Origin of the sequence: Acidithiobacillus concretivorus, assembly GCF_018853445.1 — a bacterium.
Classification (GTDB): Bacteria; Pseudomonadota; Gammaproteobacteria; order Acidithiobacillales; family Acidithiobacillaceae; genus Acidithiobacillus; species Acidithiobacillus concretivorus.
Genome location: NZ_JABELD010000196.1, coordinates 1 through 22720, shown reverse-complemented (window position 1 = coordinate 22720; position 22720 = coordinate 1). Strand labels below are relative to the sequence as shown.

22 protein-coding genes are annotated in these 22720 nt (G+C 48.9%); 3 read left to right on the top strand and 19 right to left on the bottom strand.

Annotation, left to right across the window (positions count from 1 at the left end):
* Positions 1-627, bottom strand: a 627-nt coding sequence (gene istA, locus HJG40_RS14975) for an IS21 family transposase (RefSeq protein WP_215864928.1), incomplete at its 3' end; no start/stop codon positions are given.
* Between the two features lie 49 nt (positions 628-676).
* The gene (locus tag HJG40_RS14970) at positions 677-1309 is read right to left on the bottom strand and encodes a nitrilase-related carbon-nitrogen hydrolase (protein WP_215864927.1); all 633 of its coding nucleotides are present in this window, start codon (positions 1307-1309) and stop codon (positions 677-679) included.
* Positions 1310-1709: 400 nt separating this feature from the next.
* Between HJG40_RS14970 and aptA the strand changes: the two genes are divergently transcribed.
* On the top strand, positions 1710-3026 hold the full coding sequence (gene aptA, locus HJG40_RS14965; RefSeq protein ID WP_215864926.1) for an omega-aminotransferase AptA: 1317 nt from the start codon (positions 1710-1712) through the stop codon (positions 3024-3026).
* 90 nt (positions 3027-3116) lie between these two features.
* Positions 3117-3674 carry a type II toxin-antitoxin system RelB family anti-toxin gene (locus HJG40_RS14960; RefSeq protein WP_215864925.1) on the top strand — a complete coding sequence of 186 codons (558 nt, stop codon included), beginning with the start codon at positions 3117-3119 and terminating at the stop codon, positions 3672-3674.
* A 46-nt stretch (positions 3675-3720) separates the two neighbouring features.
* Here the strand turns inward: HJG40_RS14960 and HJG40_RS14955 are convergent, their stop codons facing one another.
* Positions 3721-6048, bottom strand: coding sequence for a TonB-dependent receptor (locus tag HJG40_RS14955; RefSeq protein ID WP_215864924.1), 2328 nt, complete (start codon positions 6046-6048; stop codon positions 3721-3723).
* A gap of 270 nt (positions 6049-6318) precedes the next feature.
* Here HJG40_RS14955 and HJG40_RS14950 point away from each other — a divergent pair, with 270 nt between their 5' ends.
* Positions 6319-7227 carry a LysR family transcriptional regulator gene (locus tag HJG40_RS14950; RefSeq protein WP_215864923.1) on the top strand — a complete coding sequence of 303 codons (909 nt, stop codon included), beginning with the start codon at positions 6319-6321 and terminating at the stop codon, positions 7225-7227.
* Between the two features lie 27 nt (positions 7228-7254).
* Here HJG40_RS14950 and HJG40_RS14945 read toward each other — a convergent pair whose 3' ends face one another.
* From HJG40_RS14945 to HJG40_RS14870, 16 genes are all read right to left on the bottom strand, one after another.
* Positions 7255-8889, bottom strand: coding sequence for a gamma-glutamyltransferase family protein (locus HJG40_RS14945; RefSeq protein WP_215864922.1), 1635 nt, complete (start codon positions 8887-8889; stop codon positions 7255-7257).
* Positions 8886-9494 carry a nucleotidyltransferase family protein gene (locus tag HJG40_RS14940; RefSeq protein ID WP_215864921.1) on the bottom strand — a complete coding sequence of 203 codons (609 nt, stop codon included), beginning with the start codon at positions 9492-9494 and terminating at the stop codon, positions 8886-8888. Before HJG40_RS14940 ends, HJG40_RS14945 begins: the two co-directional genes overlap by 4 nt.
* A 6-nt stretch (positions 9495-9500) precedes the next feature.
* Complete coding sequence (hpxZ, locus tag HJG40_RS14935) at positions 9501-9887, bottom strand: oxalurate catabolism protein HpxZ (RefSeq protein ID WP_215864920.1); 387 nt, start codon at positions 9885-9887, stop codon at positions 9501-9503.
* A 12-nt stretch (positions 9888-9899) separates the two neighbouring features.
* Positions 9900-11297: an AtzE family amidohydrolase gene (locus tag HJG40_RS14930; RefSeq protein WP_215864919.1), complete on the bottom strand. Its 1398-nt coding sequence runs from the start codon at positions 11295-11297 to the stop codon at positions 9900-9902.
* A complete protein-coding gene (locus tag HJG40_RS14925; RefSeq protein WP_215864918.1) occupies positions 11294-11494 on the bottom strand; it encodes an AtzG-like protein in 201 nt (66 codons plus the stop codon). The genes HJG40_RS14930 and HJG40_RS14925 overlap by 4 nt, the downstream gene beginning before the upstream one ends.
* Entirely contained in the window at positions 11482-12429 is a 948-nt protein-coding gene (locus HJG40_RS14920) for an XdhC family protein (protein WP_215864917.1), read from the bottom strand. Before HJG40_RS14920 ends, HJG40_RS14925 begins: the two co-directional genes overlap by 13 nt.
* Positions 12426-13499 carry a cyanuric acid amidohydrolase gene (gene atzD, locus HJG40_RS14915; protein WP_215864916.1) on the bottom strand — a complete coding sequence of 358 codons (1074 nt, stop codon included), beginning with the start codon at positions 13497-13499 and terminating at the stop codon, positions 12426-12428. The genes HJG40_RS14920 and atzD overlap by 4 nt, the downstream gene beginning before the upstream one ends.
* Before the next feature lie 16 nt (positions 13500-13515).
* Positions 13516-14094, bottom strand: coding sequence for an ureidoglycolate lyase (locus tag HJG40_RS14910; RefSeq protein WP_215864915.1), 579 nt, complete (start codon positions 14092-14094; stop codon positions 13516-13518).
* 20 nt (positions 14095-14114) lie between these two features.
* Positions 14115-14966, bottom strand: a complete 852-nt coding sequence (locus HJG40_RS14905) for an FAD binding domain-containing protein (RefSeq protein ID WP_215864914.1) — start codon at positions 14964-14966, stop codon at positions 14115-14117.
* The gene (locus tag HJG40_RS14900; RefSeq protein ID WP_215864913.1) at positions 14959-15417 is read right to left on the bottom strand and encodes a (2Fe-2S)-binding protein; all 459 of its coding nucleotides are present in this window, start codon (positions 15415-15417) and stop codon (positions 14959-14961) included. The genes HJG40_RS14905 and HJG40_RS14900 overlap by 8 nt, the downstream gene beginning before the upstream one ends.
* A complete protein-coding gene (locus tag HJG40_RS14895; RefSeq protein WP_215864912.1) occupies positions 15408-17648 on the bottom strand; it encodes a xanthine dehydrogenase family protein molybdopterin-binding subunit in 2241 nt (746 codons plus the stop codon). The genes HJG40_RS14900 and HJG40_RS14895 overlap by 10 nt, the downstream gene beginning before the upstream one ends.
* A gap of 56 nt (positions 17649-17704) precedes the next feature.
* Positions 17705-18709, bottom strand: a complete 1005-nt coding sequence (locus HJG40_RS14890) for a phosphorylase family protein (RefSeq protein WP_368356177.1) — start codon at positions 18707-18709, stop codon at positions 17705-17707.
* Positions 18710-18730: 21 nt separating this feature from the next.
* On the bottom strand, positions 18731-19774 hold the full coding sequence (locus HJG40_RS14885; RefSeq protein WP_215864911.1) for an adenosine deaminase: 1044 nt from the start codon (positions 19772-19774) through the stop codon (positions 18731-18733).
* Positions 19775-19813: 39 nt separating this feature from the next.
* Positions 19814-21043 carry an amidohydrolase family protein gene (locus HJG40_RS14880; RefSeq protein WP_215864910.1) on the bottom strand — a complete coding sequence of 410 codons (1230 nt, stop codon included), beginning with the start codon at positions 21041-21043 and terminating at the stop codon, positions 19814-19816.
* Positions 21044-21054: 11 nt separating this feature from the next.
* Positions 21055-22449: a purine-cytosine permease family protein gene (locus tag HJG40_RS14875; protein WP_215864909.1), complete on the bottom strand. Its 1395-nt coding sequence runs from the start codon at positions 22447-22449 to the stop codon at positions 21055-21057.
* Between the two features lie 23 nt (positions 22450-22472).
* A partial coding sequence (locus tag HJG40_RS14870) for an energy transducer TonB (protein WP_215864908.1) occupies positions 22473-22720 on the bottom strand: 248 nt, incomplete at its 5' end.

Genomic DNA, 22720 nt, shown 5'->3' with positions numbered 1-22720 from the left:
GAGGGGACGATGATATACCACGTCCACGATGGTCTTGGGGTTATCGTAAATACCCCGCTCAGGGACCCCTTCAAAGGCTAGAAAAGCTTCCTGATGGGCGGCGAAGACCATCTCCTGGGTTTCTCTGGGATAGGCCCGGACAAAGGACATCCGGCTGTAAGTCAGGCGAAAGTGGGCGACCTTGATCGCCATGGCCACCCCATCCAGAATCACCGTCTCGCTGCTCCAGTCAAACTGATACGCTTCACCGGGACGGAAACTCAGGGGAATAAAGGCTTGGTGCAGACCAGGGCGAACGTTCGCTTTCCACGCCTTTACCCAGCGCTGAATGCTGTCATAGGCCCCCTGGTATCCGGCCTTCTGCAAGTCCTCGAACAGTCTGCGTGCGGTCCGCTTCTGCTTGCGCGGTAAGTGCGCATCCGTCTCCAGCCATTGCTGCAGGATCGCCTCAAAAGCTCCCAATTGCGGCCGTGGCCGGGATTTCCGCTGGGGGTACTTCGGTTCATCTCCGACATGATCCAGATACTTGCGCACCGTAGCACGCGATAAATTCATTTTTCGAGAAATATGGCTGACCGTCTCTTTGTCCAGATGATACAGACGGCGCACTTTGGCTATGGTTTCCATGCAAATCACTCCAGGTTCCTCCCGGCAAATCCGGCAGGTTATCAGGTGGTCAATTTAAACGCTGTTTTCCACCCAATTCTGGCAACTTTTGCACGCTGTTTAACACTGCAACAGTAGCAGAAGGATTGAAAACAATTTCCGCGCCATTCAAACCCAAAGCTCTGGCACCTTCCGGGAAATGTCTGTCGTAACAGATGTAGACACCAATTTTTCCATAGGCGGTTTGAAATACCGGGTAGCCAAGATTTCCCGGACGAAAGAAAAACTTTTCCCAAAAACCCTGCACCTGAGGAATGTGGGTTTTCCGATATTTGCCAAGATAACGACCATCAGCGTCAATCACTGCTGCCGTATTATAATAAACACCCGTCATTTCCCGCTCATACACCGGAACGACCAACACCATCTGGTATTTTTTGGCATATTCCTGCATCAAATGAATGGTTGGCCCATCCGGCACTGCTTCAGTGAGGGCATACCAGCGAATATCCTGGCTTGGACAAAAATAGGGTCCATAGAACAATTCCTGCATACATAACACCTGTGTGCCTTGGGCCGCAGCAGCTTCAATATGCTGCAGATGGCGCGTAATCATTTCCTCCTTGATAGACTCAGGGGAAAGCTTTTCCGCCTCAGCGGTTTGGGCGGTTTGAATGAGGGCACAGCGAACGATTTGGCTCATACATATCCTTGTGCGTCGGGCAAATATAGATTATAAAAATTAACAAGCAAGGCGCGTGCCAGATTATGCAAATCCTCATTAATTTTTTGGTAAAATGTTTTTATATTATTGTTTTATAATTAAATATAATTACATAGCTTAGGCTGCACACTATTAAACTCCGTTTGGCGTATCACTATGGTGAATATTTTAATAGTCATCCGAGAGGCTCTGCGCACCGATACCGTGCACCAGATCGCTCACGCTCCTCATTTCAGTGCGTACAGCACCATCAAACGGCTTTTTTTGCACACAGATTGATTTACTGCACCTGGATATTATGAGGATATTTCATAGCGGCACGCCTTTTGCTTGTAATTCTAAACATTGCTCTGGATTGTTATACGAAGGAAAAGGCATCATGACTCACCGCGCCGCGCCCAGTACAGACCCTTCTTGTTGGTTACCCTTTACTGCGAATCGTGACTTTCTCAGCAAACCGCGTCTTTTGAGTCACGCCAAAGGCATGTACTACCAAACACCCGATGGCCGTCCCATCCTGGATGCGACGGCGGGCTTATGGTGTGTAAATGCTGGGCATTGCCGCACGGAAATCGTAGAAGCCATTAGTAGACAGGCCGGCGAAATGGATTTCGCCCCCACCTTTCAAATGGGGCACCCCTTGGTCTTTCAACTAGCACAACGATTGATTCAAAAAATGCCCGCCTCATTGAACCATGTTTTTTTTACCAACTCCGGATCTGAGTCCGCAGATACGGCCCTGAAAATTGCCCGAGCCTATCATTATGGTCGGGGAGAACCACAACGCAGCTTATTCGTCGGACGCGAAAAGGCCTATCATGGTGTGGGTTTTGGTGGCCTGAGTGTAGGTGGGCTCCCACGTAATAAGGCTGCTTTTGGGCCATTACTGCAAAATGAACTGCTTCCGCACACTCTGGATCAAGAACACCATCGCTTCACCCGGGGGATGCCCGCATGGGGAGAGGATCCCGCCGAGGCACTGAATCAAATTGTCCAGAAGCATGGCGCAGAGCGCATTGCCGCAGTCATCGTGGAACCAGTCGCCGGGTCTGCAGGCGTCATTGTCCCTCCTAAAAATTATCTTCAGCAACTCCGTAAAGCCTGCGACCAGAATGGTCTATTATTGATATTTGATGAGGTTATCACTGGATTTGGGCGCCTGGGCACCCCCTTTGCAGCCAACTTTTTTGACGTGACTCCCGACATTTTGACCACCGCCAAAGGGTTGACCAATGCTGCCGTGCCCATGGGGGCCGTATTTGTCAGTGACTCCATTTATCAGAGCTTCATGAATAATACCGAAGAAGGGATAGAATTTTTCCATGGTTACACCTACTCAGGACACCCACTAGCCTGTGCAGCGGCTTTGGCTACACTGGAACTTCATGAAAAAGAAGGCCTTCTCACTCGCGGGAGTGAACTGGCACCGTATTTTGAAGACGCATTACACAGCTTGAAAGAGCTACCACTCGTCACGGATATTCGCAATGTTGGAATGATGGGCGCTATAGAATTGCAAAGCCAGCCTGAACACATCGGGGCACGCGGAATGGCGGCACTACAAAAGGCGTTTGACTTAGGTCTGCTCATTCGCACTACCGGGGATACCATCGCACTATCTCCACCATTGATCATCAGTAAGGAAGAAATAAACATGACTGTAAAAATTATCCGGGAAACTATACTTAGCCTCTGATAAACATTTTGCATCGACAAAAAATTTGATTTTTTGCTCTTGTTTCTCGACTTCTCTATAATTTTTAAATTAATTTTGAGGATTACGTTCATGAGCAGTCATGATGATGTCGGGCAGCGACTGCTGCTAGTCAGAAAGATTTATGGTCTCACCCAACGTGAGCTTGCCCGCAGGGCCGGGGTAACCAACGGCGCCATTTCCTTGATCGAACAAAATCGAGTCAGCCCATCCATCAGTTCAATCAAAAAGATTCTCGACGGCATCCCCATGTCGATTGCAGAGTTTTTTACCCTGGATTTGGTCACTTCTGACGAAGTGTTTTTCCGCGATGATGAGCTTCCGGATATCGCCATGGATCCGAAAATTAGCATGAAACTTCTAGGCCGCAGCTCCAAGGGTCGTGTTATTCAGATGCTACATGAATATTACGAGCCTGGCGCCGACACCGGAGAAGCCATGCTCCGACACAGTGGAGAAGAAGGCGGGATCGTAGTGCGTGGCACCATCCAACTGACCATAGGAGACAAAATCCAAAATCTTTCAGCCGGCGATGGGTACTATTTTAATAGCCAACTGCCGCATCGTTTCGTCAATAACGGGACTGAGACCTGTGAGATTGTCAGTGCCAACTCTCCACCCAGTTTTTGAAAATATTTTGGGGAAGGACATCTTTGACCTTCCCCCAGATTCCCTACTAGAACACCATTTTCACAGTCCCGAAAAATGATCGTGGCATCATCGGCTCAGCTTCCAGATAGTTTCCCGAAACTCCATTGGTATAGGGAAACTGTTTTTCCAGCACCGAAGCCTCCGAATTCAGGAGATTTACTCCGCTTAAACTCAAGGTCACATTTTTAATGCCATATTGATGAATCATAAACGTATGGGCGATATTAAAATTCATCGTAGCATAAGCGGGCATACTTAAATGTGTAGGAGCCCCCGTACTTGCTTCAATATACTGTGGCCCCACCAAATTACCATAGAGTCTTGCCCTCGTACCCATGTAGTGTCCTAGTATTCCCAAACCGGCAAGGTAAGTTGGGGTATTGGGGCGAGCTTCCCCGATACTGGTTGACACGCCATACGCACTGGAGGAGTTGGAGGTATATTCAGCCTCCTGAATTGAATAGTTGCCATACAGAGAAAGATTTGCATCCAGTGCGTAAGCAGTAGCAATGTTTATACCCTGATACTGTGAAGACCCAATATTGTATTCATAAGTCAAACCATTAGTCGTATCATAGTACGAACTGAAGGTGTGATTGAAATCAGAACGATAGAAAGAAATACTGGCGTCCACGGGACCCTTGTTATAGGCTGCACCAAATTGGTAGGTATTCACACCCTCTGGCTTGATGGTTACCGGGGTCGCGGGTGATGTCGTGGTAGCATTACTATCCGCCGCATAAAAAGCAGTAATATTGGGGTATTTATATCCCTTGGCATAGTTGGCATACAGCGTAACCGCTTTTGTTGGCTTATATTGAATTCCAACATAAGGACTTACCGCGCTGTAAGTTCTTCCACTGGTAGCACCTACTGAGTAATAATACCCCGGTACGTCATTAATACGGGTAGAAATGGTTTCATATTTTACACCAGGCGTTATAGCAATATTACTGGTTGGCTTTATTTTTGCCTGAGCGTAAACTTTTCCGTAAATTCTCCAGCCATGCTCATCCCAAAGGTTATTGTAGCCTGGCACTTCGGGAACATTCGGCGTCCCATATACATAGTCACGAGAATCATATGTAGAAACAACGGCCAACCCACCAGCTTTCAGATTTACATAATGATTCAACCATTCTACGGAAGGATTCATGCCAAAGGTGTTAGTCGTATAAGTATAACTATGATAGTTATCACCATTAATAGTTTGCGCCTGACAAGCCGCAGAGTCATTTCCCATAAAATCATTGCCTGAATACTGGCAAACTGTTTGTGCGGGATTTAAATAAAATGTGACAAAACTATTATACTGAGAATTAGCGTCAGGATTCACATATTCCAAGCGGTGGGAATTAGTATATGCATAAAAACCCTTAAAACCAAAAACGGCATGAGAAGAGATAAGCGTTTTGTTCTGAAGGATGGCCATCATATGTTCGGCTTTGCTATTTGCATAAGTAAACGATGTTGGCCATTGATAATAAGGACCATACTGATCCAGCAGAGCCTTAGGCATACGCGCAGCTGTAGCCCCCTGATTTTTGTTCAGGAGAAACACCAGTGACCATTTGGAAGTAGGAGATATTTGCGGTAAATCATACGCGGCATAATATGAATACTCACGATCCGGACTATGTTCCAGATAACCGGCCGTCTGACGCGATGAAAAACGCAACAGAAGATTGCCATATCCAGCTGCGGCTCCCGTATTGATTTCTGCACCATAGCTGCGGGTATTGAATGATCCATAGCCGGCAAAAACCGATTCGTATTGCTTCGATGAAGGCACCTTAGGCAGATAATTGATATTACCACCTATAGCACCAACAGCATTCACATCAGGAGGCGGTGTACCATAGGTTACCTGAATACCTGAAGTTTCTCCTAAGGTTACGGGGATCAGGTTAGTCAAATCTGCATAATTATTATTGCCACCGGATAACCCACCATTGAATAAATCGGCAATGGGTAAATTATCAAAAGTATACCCCACTTGTGTCTGCGAGAAACCCCGTACTGAAATATGGGTTTTGACTCCAATTGGGTTCGTACTGGTAGCATTGATGCCAGGTACAAAGCTCAGGATGGTTGAGGCATTTTGGGTAGACTCCTGACCATGAAGAAACTTCTTGGGTATTAACGCCGTTTCCGCACCGTAGACTGGCTTGACTTTGGTCAGTGCCGCCTTATCTACCATGCGTAGCAAATCTTTTGATACCTGTTTTATTTTATAGACTTTTTTTGTCGGGGCAGCACTGGTGGCAGCATGGACGGGTAATAAACTGCTTCCAACCAAGCCTACGGCTACCAGAATACTCTGCCGAAGCAGTTGTTTTTTGGCTTTAGACATTTTTGTACTCCTGTTGTTTATATGACAATTTCATAAAGCAGCTTATATGCCACAACCAATGAAGCTGAATATCGCTGAATGTTCCCTGTTTAAGAAAATCCATATGCTCCATATCAGTGCAAACCATCTTTAACTGCACCGAAATGAGGCACCTTATTCATGCCTGCACATCCCTAATTCATTTCCACTTGATTGTGATGAAATAGTGTGTCCATATATAGTGTTATTTTTTTGTTTCTTTGTGCAGAAAAACTCAACACGAGGCCCAACATGAAGCATCTAAGACTATTTAAATATGTGGACGCCATTGTCCGCGAAGGTTCAGTCAGACGTGCAGCGGATAAATTGCATATCACTGCGTCAGCTCTGGATCGTCGGGTTCAAGATCTGGAAGACGAATTGGGCTCCAGCATCTTCGAACGTCACCCGCGAGGAATGCGTCTTACTGCTGCGGGCGAGGTATTCCTGGTCTACGTGCGCAGACACTTGTCAGACATGCAACGCCTCCGCTCCGAAATTGATAGTTTGAACGGATTACGCCGTGGACAAGTCTCATTGGCCGTTAGCCCGGCCCTGGCCAGCGATTTTATTCCCCGAATCATCAATACCTTTCGAGCGCAATATCCAGGCGTCTCTTTCGCGGTGAATGTCGCCAAGCATGCTGATGCCATTCGCGCCTTACTGGCCTTTGAGGTGGACCTCGCAATCATCGTGGCTCCACCGCGCCATCCCGATGTCATTGATCTTGCCATTTCTGAACAACCTTTGGTCGCTGCTATGCATAATCGTCACCCACTAGCGCAAAAAACCACCTTACGATTTAGCGATTGCGTGCAATATCCTTTGGTGATTCCAGCTCCAGGGCTTACGTCTCGGGAAATGCTTGAACCGGCTTTACACAATGCCGCGTCAGAAATCCAGATTGCCGCAGAAACCAATTCTTACGAAATTATGCGAGGAATGCTCCATCATTCGGAGAATATCGGCTTCGTTATTTCCACCGGCATGCCCAAGGAAAGCATTCATGAACATATTGTTTATAAAACCATTTCAGCACTGGATATTCGACCCGTGCCTCTGGTTTGCGCACAATTAAAAAGTCGAGGTATTTCTGTTGCTGCGGCGCGCTTTTCGAATTGTATTGCCGAAGAACTAAATGAGATGACTCATGAAACTTGAGGATTTAGTGGATTCACTCTTGATTTGCTATGTGGCATCAACGCCCATCACACCTCCATCACTACGCGGATCCGCTGCCGCAGCAAAAGTGGATTCTGATCCAGTGCTGGTTTTAACGATCCCGGCGTGGCCCATGACATCGCAATAATCTGGCACCCAGGACAGCGAATGCCCCCAACGCTGTAAATCGTCATATACCTGCTTGGGGTATCGATGTTCCAGCCGTACCCCCGCGCTGCGCTCACCCCAAGTTCGGCCGTAAAGCCAACGCGGGCTGGCAACCGCCTTTTCCAGCGATAAGCCAAAGTGTTTGGCACGCATGAGAATGGCGGCTTGAGTCTGGGGCTGCCCATCCCCCCCCATACTGCCATAGGCCATTTGCACCCGCCCATTTTCTGCATACATGGCTGGGTTCAGGGTATGAAAAGGACGCTTACCGGGTTCAAGGCAATTTATTTGTCCCTTTTTTAATGAAAAAGCGCAGCCCCGGTTATTCCAAATCACACCGGTGTCGCCCGCCATAACACCACAACCAAATTCGTGATAAAGACTTTGGATCACACTGACCGTACGACCTGCAGCATCGGCAACCCCAAACCATACCGTATCCCCATCGCCAATGCCGATGTCCGGTGTTGGCAGGACCCGACCAGGCTGAATAAGAGCAGCAATATCCGTCAGAAAGTCTTCCTGCAATAACTGCTGCAAATCAAAATCATGGAAATAGGGATCAGCAACCACTTGATCTCGCCACCGAAATACTTGCTTGGTGATTTCCACGTTATAATGAATAAAATCTGCAGACAGATGATCTCCCAGGTTCGCTTTTAAACGATCAAGAACTGACAAAATCATTAATGACGCCACACCTTGAGTGGGAGCAGGGAAGTTAATGGCTTCACCCTGTCCAATAGCAACACGTAATGGTTCCACCCAATCTGTCTTGAAGGCAGACATATCTGCTTCGGTCAAAAGACTTCCAGCGGCGCGCAACCCCTTGATCATTGTTTCTGCCAAACCGCCCTGATAAAAACTGTCAGCCCCTTCTTTCGCGAGGGTCTTCAAAGTTTCACTCAATGCATGTTGCGTCCACAGGGTGCCGGCTGTGGGGACCTCCCCATTAGGCAAATATTGCTGTACAAAGCCTGGTTGCTCTCGTAAATCCGCTGCAAAACGCGCCAAAGTTGCACTTTGATTCGGACTGATCGGAAAACCGCGTGCTGCATGCAGGTAAGCAGCTTCCAGCAAATCCCCCCAGGGCAAGGCTCCATGCCAGGTATTTCGTGAAAATTCATAGGCAGCACCCCATCCGGCTACGGCACCAGGAACCGTCAGTGCAGACCGGCCACCCCGGAATGGGATTTCGTGCAGATGCGTATCCAGAAAAGTCGCTGTTGAATAATGCTGGCCAGCCGGACCGGCCGCAGCCAGCCCCCTCACCGTTTCTGCATTGCCGTCAGAAATCAACCAGAATGCATCCCCACCTAAACCGTTCATATGAGGATAGACCACAGCCAGCGTGGAGCCCACGGCTATGGCTGCTTCGATGGCGTTACCGCCGCAGCACAGGATATTGGCCCCCGCTTCGGCGGCGAGGAAATGAGGGGCACTGACTATACCGGCAGATGCCTGCGCAAAAAGCGGGGGTACAGTGCGGGTCATGGTAAGCTCCTCGCCCGGATGTGGGCAGAGTGCCATTCCCTTTGCGTATTCAGATCAGAAAATAAATGATGCCTGCGTCCTTTCAGGCGGATATAGCGACCTGAAGGCAGGAGCCTGAGCTGCTCATCCAAACGTGCGTCCGTACCCCGCCAGAACAAACCTGAAAGCTGCCGGGCCCAACTTGCAGACAGTATCAAAGGATGTCCCCCTCGCCCGTGAATATTCACCAAACTGGCCGCAGCAACCAGCTTATTCTGCATAACACGCCGTAAACGGCGCAAATCAAACAGCGAAGGCAGAACCGTATCGGTTTGCACCAACAAAAGAGGTCCACGCAAACCCTGCAAAGCCCGTTGCAATGTACTGAAGGGTCCGCAATTAGCCTTGAAATGGTGACGATAGCTTACACGACGATGGAGACAATGATGAATGCGTCGCGGGCGATAGCCGGTAACCACCATAATCGGCGCAAAACCTGCGTCTCTAAGCCGATCTACCTGGCGGTCCACCCAGCTACGGGTATCACCCGGAATTTTCCGGCAAGCCTTGTGTAAAGGACCTGAGCGCCGGGAACGCCCACCGGCCAAAATGACTGCCGCTGCCAAATGTTTCTATCCTTTTTTAGGCATCAGACTGACGTGGGCAGCCACCACCCGCCATCCTTCCGGGGTCCGCAACCAGGTCTGACTTTGCCGGCCATGTACCTGATCACGACGAAATTCGGTATTTGCGGTAGCAAAATCTTTTCCGTAAGTGGTTATGGTGGTATTCACCAATTCACGATTCAACGCCAGTGTCGGACGAGAGGCCCGAAAATCAGCAATGGCTGCGTAGCCATATAAATTTTCCGCCACACCATAACGCAGGGTATGTTCACTGTTCCAAAACAACTCATCCAATACAGCCACGTCGTTCTCCACCAAAGCTTTTTCATAGCGGAGAAATACTTCCTGCACTTCTTCAAATACTCCCGGCGCATTGATCTCGGCATAACTCATGGGAATTTCCTTTTAGTTTTGTGGAAGAGGACTGGTGAAACCGGACAACTCAAGATATCTGGCCACTCTCAAGGCTTTCGCTTCTTGCCAGGGTGCAGCAATAATCTGAACACCAATAGGCATGGTGCCGACCGAGGAAACCGGCACAACCACCACCGGCAGACCAATGAATGAAAAGGGCTGGGTATACAAACCCAAATGGGGACGCACAAGCATGGTTTCGCCACCCAGTTCCATGCTTCTCTGCCCAATTTGTGGCGCTGTCATTGGCGTCGCAGGCGCAATCAGCAAATCATGTTTTGCAAAAATCTTTTGCAGCTCTGCACGGTAGTAACTACGAAAACGCTGTGCCTGAATTACCCAGGAAGCGGGCAGCAAGGTGCCTGCGAGCATGCGATCACGGACGTCTGGATCATAATCGCCCGCATAACGACGCAAGCGTTCCAGATGTAAATTACTGCTCTCGGCATTGGTGATCAGGTAAGCTGCTGCACGTGCCTGAGCTACCCCGGCAATGTCCACCTCTTCATTCACACCCAGACAATCTGCCACCTTCTGGATGGCCCGCTCCGCCTCTGTGCTGGCTTGTTTTCGGAAATATCCTCCCGCAATGGCGATTTTTAGTTGGGCAACATCTTCGTCCAATCCGCTTATCACCGGCTCCCGATCTCTTTGCACAGATGCGGGATCTTTATGATCATAGCCCTGCAACACCTCATAAACCTTGGCCAGGTCGGTCACGCTACGTGCCATAGGGCCCACATGATCCAAACTGGGGCAGAATGGAAAAGTCCCCGCACGAGACAGGCGGCCATAAGTGGGTTTGAGACCGAAAATTCCGCACAATGACGAAGGTACACGGATTGAACCATTGGTGTCCGAACCCAGAGCGATAGGGACCATTCCTCCGGCTACGGCTGCACCACTTCCGCCACTGGAGCCACCGGTCATCCGGGAACCATCATGGGGATTCCTCGATGGCCCATAATGGATATTTTCACCCGTAAAATCATAGGCATACTCACCCATGTTGAGTGCCCCAAGCAGCACCGCACCCGCACTATTCATACGTTGAACCAGGGTGGCATCCATACTTGCCGGATCATCCTGACGGTTGATTTTGGAACCCGCCAAGGTGACTTCCCCTTCCACATCAAACAGATTTTTAACCGCAAAAGGGACACCAGCCAAAGCACCAGGGTCTTCACCTCGAGCAATCTTCCGGTCTATTTGTTCAGCCTCATGACGTGCCCTTGCTTCTGTAATCTGGGTAAAGGCGTTAAGTTGCGTGTTTTGGGCATGAATATGCCGCAAGGATTCATCAACAACGTCAACAGCTCGCCATTCACCAAGGCGGACTTTACGGGCAATTTCCCCAGCTTCCGTAAACACCTGAAATGAACTGCTCATGGCCGGAACACCGGCGCCAAATCCTCAGTCATAGCGAGCGGATAAGTCTCCAGAATACCCGCCAGTCGCGCACTGATCATGAAATAGTTGCGAATCTCCGGGAGCCACGCTGCATCAACGGTCAGATCCATGGTTTCAAAAACAATCTGCATATACTGCTCGGCCATGGCATCGCTCATGGGCTTTATAACTGGCATGAAATGGCTCCTTTTTGGCGTAGCTGTAATAATTCCGCCAGAATGCTGACGGCAATTTCCGAAGGTTTTTTACCCATACCCGGCAGGCCCATGGGCATGCGCAGGCAATCCGGAATCTGATATCCCGAACGAATGAGTTGGTGCTGAAACCGGGCGCACTTGGACTGACTGGCTATGACACCCAGATAGGTCAGTGGTTGATTCAGAAAATGTTCAAGCAAAGCATAATCCTGGGCATGACTATAAGTCATGATCAAAACAATATCTGAACGTGGCTGTTCCCGAAAACTCTCTGGTGTGCAGTTTTTTTTCAGCGTTATTTCTTCCGGGAAAGCTTCAGGAACCGCCCAATCCGGCCGATCATCAAAAACAGTAAGTTGGAAATCCAGTCCAACAGCAAGTTTGGCGAAAGCCCGTCCCACATGTCCGGCGCCAAAAACCCATACGGACTGTTGCTGAACAGAAGGAAGGAAAAAATAAGCGCCATCATCCGAGAAACCCGGGTGGTAAATATTCTCCAGCAAATTCCAGGCACCGGAATCACCCAGGCGCTGCCCATGCTGGGTTATCCCGGCTATCAAATGCAAAAAACCCCGTTCATCCACCTGATAAACGCGAGCTGCCCCAGCATCATAGAGTTTTGAAAAAAAAGGCGGAACATCAATCAAAGCAATGGCAACCCGCCCCCCACAACATTGATCATCTTTGGTACCCAGAATAAATTCCAGACGTGCGGGCCAGTTGTGGTTACTACGAAGGTGATTCAAAACAGTGTATTCCATCTGCCCACCACCCACTGTACCCAACAAAACATCATCGCCGCGCAAAGCGAGACTTCCGCCTATTGCCGTAGGTGCCGAGCCCTTCACGTCAACAACCAAGGCTTCGCAAGTAACCCGCGACGGTTTTTGGGCGAGGCCAGACAGGGCGCTCATGGGGCTACCCCAATGATGGCAAGCGGGCCACCACCTTGGGGTCCCTGATGCTCAGCACGCGTGGAAACGTACACCCCGGTGTCTCCCAAAACACCTGCCAACTGGGCGGCAACGACACAGCGGGAATAACGCATATCCGAAATATCGGCATCAGTCCACATGGTATGACGACGTTGCCGAATTTGATTGCCGGGGTGCGCGTCTGATTTGGCAAAGACGCCTAGAATTTTCTCGGAATCATGGGCAGTAAGCTGACCATATTGAGGTTTTAAATCCAACTGTTCCAGCACTGAATATATTCCCGGAACATCAATAATATCTTGCATCACCCCATGGGCGATAAGCAGTTCCCCTTCCCAATAATCCGAGTTTGCAAAAAGCACAATTTCGGAGCGGGACAGTAACGGTTTCGCAGAAACACTGGCACGCGTGGAAAACAGAGACCAATCACTATTGATCACTGCATCGCTTAATTGCGATTCACTGACTTCTCCGAGCGCCAGAGCGACGCCCAGAGCGGAAGCGCCCCGTGACCAGGCCATATCACAGCGCAGATTCGGGTGCGGCAAGGAAACCGGAGGAATCGCTCCCTTGATCTGAACCAGATGTACGTCTTCTGCGGCAACCTGCAGCTTCTGCATAAGGTTCTTCACGGTCCGGGCAGTTTCCATAATCATGGGCATGCGTCCCACTTCATCTGCCATAAAAGGCCTGGTAAATCCCGTTGCCAAGGCCAGCCGCTTGGAGGGATTCTTCTGGGTCGAAACAGTGCCTGATATCGTAAACACCAGGAGATGGGGGGCAGTTACCCCTTCACTACCGCCTGAAAAAGAGAGCACAATTCTTTCTTCGACGGCCTCTGGAGAACACTCCAGAAATGGCGCCAAAAAATGACTCAGCGCCATAATTGCCAGGTTACGGGTAAAATCATTTATCCCGCCATTTCCCTCAGTTTTACCAATGATGGCAACAATATCCGTGGGGATTATTTCCCCACGGGCTATAGCCTCCGCCAACCCGGATACATCTGCCGGTCCACTGGTGAAAAATCGAGACAAGTCAGTGCGCATTCCATCTTACCTCAACTTAAAATGGCACTTTCAAAATCCGCCCAGTACGACGGCGGATATCAATTTTATAAACATCCCCCGCATCCATTTCATCCGCACTTTTGGCATGAGCGAGGGCGTGAACCACTTCATCTGAATTCATGGTCAGCACGGTTACTGGATCCACAATAGCCATGGGGAAATCGTGCCAAGTACCGGCATGAATCATGACACCTTGACCTGCTGGCACTTTAAAGGCACAAACATCTTCAAGCCGAGGGACGTTTTGTCCGGAATTCTGATTGGGCTTACCCAGTACCATGGCAAAGGGTGCAGTACCCAATCCAACAAAAATCTGTGTCATATTCAGATGACGCTCCAACCAGGTAATTTCCGGGCTACGATGTGAAATTCGTGCGGTACGGATCACCGCTTTCCCAGTATATTCAAAGTCCAGATTCTGACCTTCCTCGACACTCCCCTTATAAAAGGGAATACTCAGCCCTGGACGATGCACGGTTTCTGTAATCATCACGCCATAATCTTCAAGATTTTGTGGAGTAGCATCCACAAACGGGACTTCCATAACTACACCTTCATCAATCTGAACACTCATAATTATTTCCTCGCTATCAATTAATGTGCATCATGAATAGCTTCCCATACCAGGCGGGAAGTCACTTCCAGGCGATATTCGGCAGTTGAACGAATATCATCGACAGGCTTGATATCGCTGGATACTTTTTCACGTATCGTGGATTCACGGACATCCTTTAGATGATTACCTTCCAAATAATGACTTACCCTTGGAAGTAAGCATGGGGTTGCCGCCACACTGGCCAGACCGAAGCGCGCAGCAATAATTCCCTGTCCCGCGTCAAAATGAATCCATGCTGCAATACCCACTTTCGCAATTGCCTGGGCAGCGCGTGTCCCAACTTTGCGATAGTATGCCCGTGAACCATCTGGTAGATATGGGACATGAATGGCCTGAAGTAATTCATGGGCAGCCAGGGCGGTTTGTCGATAACCCAGATGAAATTGTTCATAAGCCAAAAACCGTACGCCATTTGGCCCGGCAATTTCAAGACGGGCACCATAAGCCAGCAACACGGGAGCATTATCGGCTGCAGGTGAGGCATTACATAAATTTCCGCCCAGAGTCGCACGATTCTGAATGGGTGCGGCACCAGTAACTGCTGCTGATGCGGCTAACATAGGCCAGTGTTTTTGTACTTCCGGGTGCCGTCGCAACATACTCAGCGTCACTCCCGCGCCAATACGAATACCATCTGCCGTCACTTCTACCGTTTTCAGTTCCGGGATGGCACTCAAATCCAGCCAAAAAGCAATATCACGTGGAGCACTCAACTGCTGCGCCACCATGACATCAGTACCTCCAGAGATAATTTGATACTGTTCCGCTGGCAGTTCTGCAAGCAGCCGCAATACCTCATTCATGTGCCGGGGACGCAGCCATTCAGCCATGCGCGTCTCCCGTTGACGCTTGAGCAACCGCCTCATAAATACGCCCATAACCTGTACAACGACATAAATTGCCGCTCAGCCCCCAGCGTATTTCGTCCATTGTCGGCTGAGGATGTTCGGCCAATAAGGCTGTAGCGGCCAGGATCATGCCTGGGGTACAGATTCCGCACTGGGCGGCGGCACAGTCATGAAAAGCCTGGATCAACGCGCTGTCAACTGGCACTCCCTCAATAGTAACAATCTCTGCGCCCTCCATTTGTCCCAGAGGAATCAGGCAACTATTGACCACCTGGCCATTAACCAATACTGCACAGGCCCCGCACTCCCCTTCTCCACAGCCTTCCTTGGCCCCTTTCAGGCCCAATTCACCGCGTAACACATCCAGAAGTCGACTTGCTGGCGGTGCCTGCACCTGAACCTCATGACCATTAATCTGAATTTTTACTGGCATTGGGAACCTCTTTGCGCACGACTCAAGTCCAACAGAAGCTCAGGCATGGCCGGGATCTGAGCAACATCGATTTTCAACGCCTGTTGAATGGCATTCACGATAGCCGGTGCAGGACCATCCATAGGCAGTTCTCCGACACCCTTGGCTCCCTTAGGACCGGCACCCAAGCCCTTCTCCATCAAGACAATCTGTAATGGTCCGATATCTGCAGTGGTTGGTATGATGTAATTGGTTAAGCGGTCATTGGCCATCACGCCGAATTGATTCCAGAGCACATTTTCATAAAGCGCATAACCAATGCCTTGTACAACTCCCCCTTCAATCTGCCCCTGCACAATTTGGGGGTGTACGGCATGTCCAATTTCCTGTGCGGCTGTAAAATTCAGCACGCGGGTTTCCAAAGTCAATTTGTCCACCTCTACCTCGGCAATATATGCTGCCCAGGCATAGCTGGAGTAAGCCCTTCCTGTGAAAGACTTTTCATCCCAAAGCATATCCACAGGCGGTTGATAACTGGCAGTAACCAACAAATCTTTTCCAGACTCCTGCATGCGCAAACAGACCGCATTAAATTCCAACGGCGTAAAGGTCTGAGTAAGACCGCCCTCATCCCTTAACTTTTGTAATAAACGCTGCGCTGCTTTTTCAATCAAGTCACCGACAACCATACAGGTCCGCGAGGCGACTGTAGGGCCAGAATTTGGCACCCTGGCCGTATCTGTTTGCGCGAGGTGCACCTGCTCCAGGGGTAGCTGCAGCGCATCAGCCGCAATTTGTACCAGAGTGGTCGCTGCACCCTGCCCCATTTCGGTGTTTGAACAAAGAATTTCTACCTGACCATCAGCATGTGCCTGGAGAAACACGCGGGAGGCCAGGTACAATTCTCCGTTACCTGTAAAGCCCGCGCCATGGGCGAAAGTCGCCAAGCCAATGCCACGAAGCGTATTGTGCTGAGCGGCGTTCCAATCTCGAAAGGCATTCTGTCTCTCTTCATAATGGCTTGTATTAAGCGCTGCTTCGAGAATTTCTTGCGCAAAACAGTCTTCTCCCACCAGGTCGCCGGTCGGACTGACATCGCCACGGTGCAGCAAATTTTTCCGCCGTAACTCAGCCGGATCCATGTTGAGCTTGGCAGCCAGGCGATCCATTGCCACTTCCAGTGCAAAAATACTTTGTGGTGCACCAAAACCCCGAAATGCCCCAAAGGGTGGGTGATTCGTCGCCACTGCACGGCCTCTAACGCGGATATTGGCGCAGCGATACGGCCCCGGAGCATGAATAACCCCCCGTGACAGAACGACTGGGCTCAGTGTACGGTAGGCACCGCCATCAATGGCCAAATCCATATCAATAAACTGGAGCTCACCCTCCCTATTCGCACCGAGTCGGACCAGACTGCGAGACGGATGGCGTTTGGGGGTTACGCGCAGATCCTCACCGCGTTCGTAAATCAGCTTAACCGGTAGACCTCCAGCCTTGAGCGCCAGCAGAGCGGCGTGGCAAGCAATCATGGAGGGATAATCTTCTTTACCGCCAAAAGCGCCACCAGTCGTGCTTTGTACGACTCGTAAAGTGTCCTTGTCTAAACCCGTACATTGCTCCAAGGCATCCAGCACATAATACGGACACTGCATGGAACCCTCTATTCTGAGCACGCCATCTTCCTGAAGAACAGCAATCATTCCTTGTGGCTCAATGTAGAGTTGTTCTTGGGATGGCGTCAGCAAACGCTCTTCAATAAAACACTCTGCATTTTTTTGTGCCTGTTCAACATCGCCTTTATTCAGAAGATAGTCCGAATAAACATTGTCTGGAATAATAGTGCTTTCTGCACCCAATGCTTCGTCAATATCAAAAACAGGATGTGCCAACGGGGTCTCGCGGACATAAACGTGGCGTAAAGCCGTTTCAAGCATACCCGGATCAGCGTGGGCCAACAAAGCCAATGGCTCTCCGGCGTGACGAAATGCCCGATCTACCAGCACAGGCTGATCGTTTTCCAGCATTTTAATGGCATTAAGACCAGGTATATCCTGTGCTGTTACCACGACAAAAGGTGTCCAATCAAAGGTCGGATCAAAAGTCAGCTCTTCAACAACGCCACCAGCACATGAACTGCGTACTGTCGAGGCATGAAGAACCCCGTTTAAAGGAATATCATCCACATAAAGAGCCTTACCGCAAATTTTGGACAAGCCATCCACGCGTTTTGGAGAGTTTCTCTTAGCCATAATATAACTCCTGCACCGATAAACAGCATGTATTCATCCTATTCACTATATTTACCCTATTTATAATTTTCATGAAGCAAATGGTCAATTACAGCCTTGGTTACCCGTACCGCATTTTCTTCAGCCAAATTACTGGCATAAAGGTCCCCAGTTTTCCATATTTGCTCCTCTGTTTTACCCGGCGGTGGAACATCAATATCCGAGATACCACGAATAGAAAGATAGTGATCGGCCAGACCGAATCGCGACAGTGCCGCAATATCGCCCAGATCTTCCATGGCCGTGTTGGCATACTCAGCCTGACCATGGGTATAAAGATGAACAATTTGCTCTGCAATTTTCTGATTTTCTTTTCCAATCCAGAAATCATCTCCGGTAATCGTCGCACCAGTCATGATTTTCGGACGAGAAGACACTTTAAAAGTCTTATCGAGCTGTTGAGCCTCGCTGGTATTGGCCAACTCAACATTGGCTGAAGCTTTGACTGCCATATTCAACAGCGCGGGGTTCACCTTGTAAGCCAGATTTTCCAGCGTATTCTGGGTATAATCCGAACATTTACCGGGCATTGAATAATCATCGCATCCAGGTGCTGCCCATGCCAGCGTTTTCTGATCGCTGAGATAATGGTGTCCAAATGCCCAGGAAATGATCCAGTTATTAATATAAACACTGCCCAGGGCAGATTCTTTCTTGTCCACGCCCCCAGCAATTCCACTACGAATGAAAATAGTTTTTTTTACATTAATCGCAGGGTCCTTGACCAAACTTGTCACCGTTATTGCTGCATTCATTTCACCTTCGCCGGTTTCTGTGACACAAACACCTTGGTAATCACAAATAAGGGGGCGATACAATCCAGGAATAGATAACGATTTATATTGGTAAGACTTTTGTGTGGTCCAGGCATGCCATTCCGGAGGAAAAGCGGTCAACACGATCACTTTAGGGCTCATTACAGCTGATGACTGGTTCTTTACGGCTGCTAGTGCGTTAGTAGCAACCCAGGGCATCGTACAAGCCATTGATATGATACTGATACGAATAATATGCTTAATCACTTTGCATCTCCAAGTCTGAAATCATGAAATAGGCGTGTAATTTTTGATATACTTTTCCAGCAAGTGATTCATCTCGAGTTTTCTGCTTGCACTGCAGAAGCTGGCCTCTATTGCATTTTTTTGCAAAACAATCAGATCCTCTACACCGAGACTGAGACAATCCATGGTCTCAACAATATTGTCATTAAGATAACCACCAAAATAAGCCGGATCGTCAGAATTAATAGTAGCTGACAGGCCCGCAGCCAAAAGATCACCCAGATTATGAGAATGCAAATCTGGAAACACCTTGAGCTCCACATTGGAAAACGGACAAACTGTCAACGGGATTTTTGTTGCCAACAACCTTTGCACCAGTAGCGGGTCTTCCATACAGCGCACACCATGGTCAATACGTTCGACCTCCAGTGTATCCAAGGCCTCCCATATGTAATCGGGCGGGCCCTCTTCTCCAGCATGTGCAACGCGATGCAACCCAAGAGATTTTGCTAACTTGAATACTTCCTGAAACTTACGGGGGGGATTACCCAGTTCAGCGGAATCCAGCCCAACACCTGCAATACCGCCAATCCGCAGGGCGTCTTCGAGCAAACCAACCGTCGACTCTGCTTCACGATCTCTTTCAAAGCAGAGAATCAGCGCACTACTGATACCCCACTCCAACTCGGCTTCCCGAAGTGCGGACTGTATACCACCCATGACCACATCCAGAGGGACACCATGAGAAAGATGCGTCTGCGGATCAAAAAATATTTCTGTATGAATAATATGCTGTTGCTTGCAGCGCTGCATATAAGCCTGAGTCAACTCATAAAAATCACGTTCCTCACGTAAAACTGAGGTACCCAGATAATACACATTAAGAAAACTCTGGAGATCATCGAACTCATATGCGGCTCGTGCCATTTCTATATTGGCATAGGGCATGGCAATACGATGCCGCTCAGCCAAAGAAAGCAGCAACTCTGGCTCGAGCGTTCCCTCAATATGGAGGTGCAACTCGACCTTGGGCAGATCCCGAACAAAATCAGCAAGTACTTTTTTTGAATTCAGATCATAATTCATTCTGGTTAATCGCTCCCTTATTAAAAAAATACCTTGGATTTATGCAACTTTTTCTCCCGATAACCAGGTCCCTTGTGGACGCGTCTCCAGCTCAGAAATACTGCCTGCCAGGCTGGACTCAAACCAGCCCTCCCATGAATCATGGGAGTCCATGGCGGGCATTAAAATGAAATCTGCGCGTTTACCTGGAATAAAGTTCCCAGCAACGGAATCGCGACCCATGGCCTCAGCACCCGCCAATGTCCCTCGATAGAGCGCCTCCTGCACATTAATCGGAATGCCTGCTGCCCGATGTACAGATAAAAATCTTTGCATAACATGCAACATACTATGACTGGGACCGCCACCAATATCTGTGGCAAGTGCGAAAGGAATATCGTACTCACGCAACTTTTCTAGTGGCATCCTGCGATTACCAAGGGCTTCGTTGCTGGTCGGACAGTGGGCTACCCATGAACCACGCTCAGCCAGACACCGCCATTCTGCATCACACATTTCGATACAATGACCAAGAATAGTTTTTTTAGTCAGCAATCCCGCACGATCATACACTTCCGTATAATGCGCAGCATCCGGAAACAATTCTTTTACCCACGCCAATTCCGCCCTGGACTCGGCAAGATGGGTCTGTATGAACGCATCACTCGCTGCGGCAATTTGTCCCATCATACCAAGTGCAGCGGCACTCAGATTCGGTGCAAAACGAGGTGTCACGGCATAATGAATACGGTCTGTACGTGCCATAAAATCTTTTAATAAAACCGGATCATGCAAGCTATAATCCGTCAAATCATCGGGAGCATTAATGGCCATCAACACATTTCCAATGATCCAATCTCCGCGCATTTTTTGCAAGGCTATCTCCGTTGCTGAAGCATGCGGGCTGGAATAGCTCATTCCCATCACGGTACCCGCACGCAACAGGTCAGTGTAAAACTGTTCTGCCGCCGCTATGGCAAAATTTGTGTCGATATATCGCGCCTCTTCTGGCCAGATATAAGATTTTAACCAGGATAATAATTCTCCTGCATATTGGCCACGCACTCGATGCTGCACCCAATGTAGATGCACATCCACAAAACCGGGCATCACCATTCCGTCTAATTCTATCAGTTGAAAATCTTTATTTTTTTGTACTATCTCATCAAAATTTCCAATCGACTTTATGAGACCGTTTTCTACATATAGTGCACCATCCTCATAGAATTCAGAGGAATCAGGTCCTTTCGGATTGAGAATGGAAGCTCTGAACAATTTTTTAATAATCATTTTTTAACTCTTCATTCTGCAATATTAGGAGCTTTGCTTTTTACACCCCTGACGTCCATAGCACCTCTTTCAGCTGGTCTTGAGATAAATCTATACAGCATAGACAGTAGGGCACCCGTAGCCGCGCCCAGAAGCGGGGAAATATCATTTCCATATAGCCATTGCGCACCTAGACCTTCCCACAAAGGATTATTTGAAAACAAAATGGTAACCAGAATACCAAAGCCCAATATAACCACATTTGTACCATATTTTTGCTGACGCCCAGTTCCGTGGAGCGCCTCCGGAACAACGTCCATTAAAACATAGACAATCATGATGCCGGTCCAAGGCGCCGCCACTATAATCAACAAATCCAGAAAGGTTTGAAAAGAGTCCCAAAATGAAGGTGCTATAAACAGCATATAAATACCGACCAGGGTTGCCAAAAATGCATCCATGATGGTAAATTTCTTGCGGTCCAAATCTTTGCCCACGACTACTGCCAAACTGAATGCAGAACTGTAGGAGTTCAAAAAATTGGAGGCGAGAAGTCCCATAACTGCAAACAGACAGAAACCCAAGTACAACAACGTATTTCCTAATCCTCGTGCCGCAATAGTGATCCCTGATGGGCCTACCTGTATCCCACCATGCACATAAAGCGTAATAGCCAAAGCCAAAATCAGGGCACCACCGACAAAACCACCCAAGCTGGGCCAGAGCGCAATTTGGGTGAGACTGCTGTCGCGACGGATATAGCGCGAGTAATCCGAGGCAAACATTGTCCAGGAAAAAGCACCGCCCATCAATGCCAATGAAATACCCCCTAAAGCTTGTAGCGCATTAAAATGTCCTGAAGCCGAAACAGTTGTTAATGCCTCACCCCCATGTAACCAAATTAATATAGCGATAGCGAATAAAGCCAGAAACAAGGCACCCACCGTTTGTGCCGAAACAATAGCGCCATAGCCAATAATTGGAACCACAAAATCGGCACATACCGCAATAAGAAGTGCGACATACAGGCTCTGTTCTGGAGAAACCAATGCATAGGTATTCAACACACTACGTAGAATATAAACCACTAAAACCAGCACCACTGCCTGCCAGCCAATCTGGGAGAGCCAATTACTGAACGAGATGAATTTGTTGAACGGCTTTCCAAAGACCCTTGCCGAAACAGCCATGGTCGGGATGCCATACACAAAACCAGGAATACTAAGAATACCAACAGCGAAAAAAAGCAGGGAAGCCAGTAGAACCACCCATAAAAAGGGTGCCAATGGAAACATTTGCGCGATCAATACCCCCACTGGAAGGCTGGAAGCGGTCATAGTCGCAGCCATCCAGATCAACGCAACCTTTGGGGCAGTACTGTTGCGTTCGTTATCTCTGGTCGCGCTGATGGAATGGGAATCGCTCATTATATTTCTCCAACTGGCCTGACTTAGTTAGAACTCGCACCCACTTCGACGGGTATCTGAAAAATCGTGTTCTGCTTGGGCATTTTCTTCAGAAAGGGTGGGAAACTCCCGCTTTCTACTGCTGCCAGCGCAGCACGATTGACCGCCGACAACGGACTGGGATCAATGATCTTGGCCCAAAGCACCTTCCCTGAAGGCGATACCTCAAACTGGACCGTTGCTTTCCCATTCAAACCCATCGCCCTCAGCTCTGCTGGAACATGCAGATTCT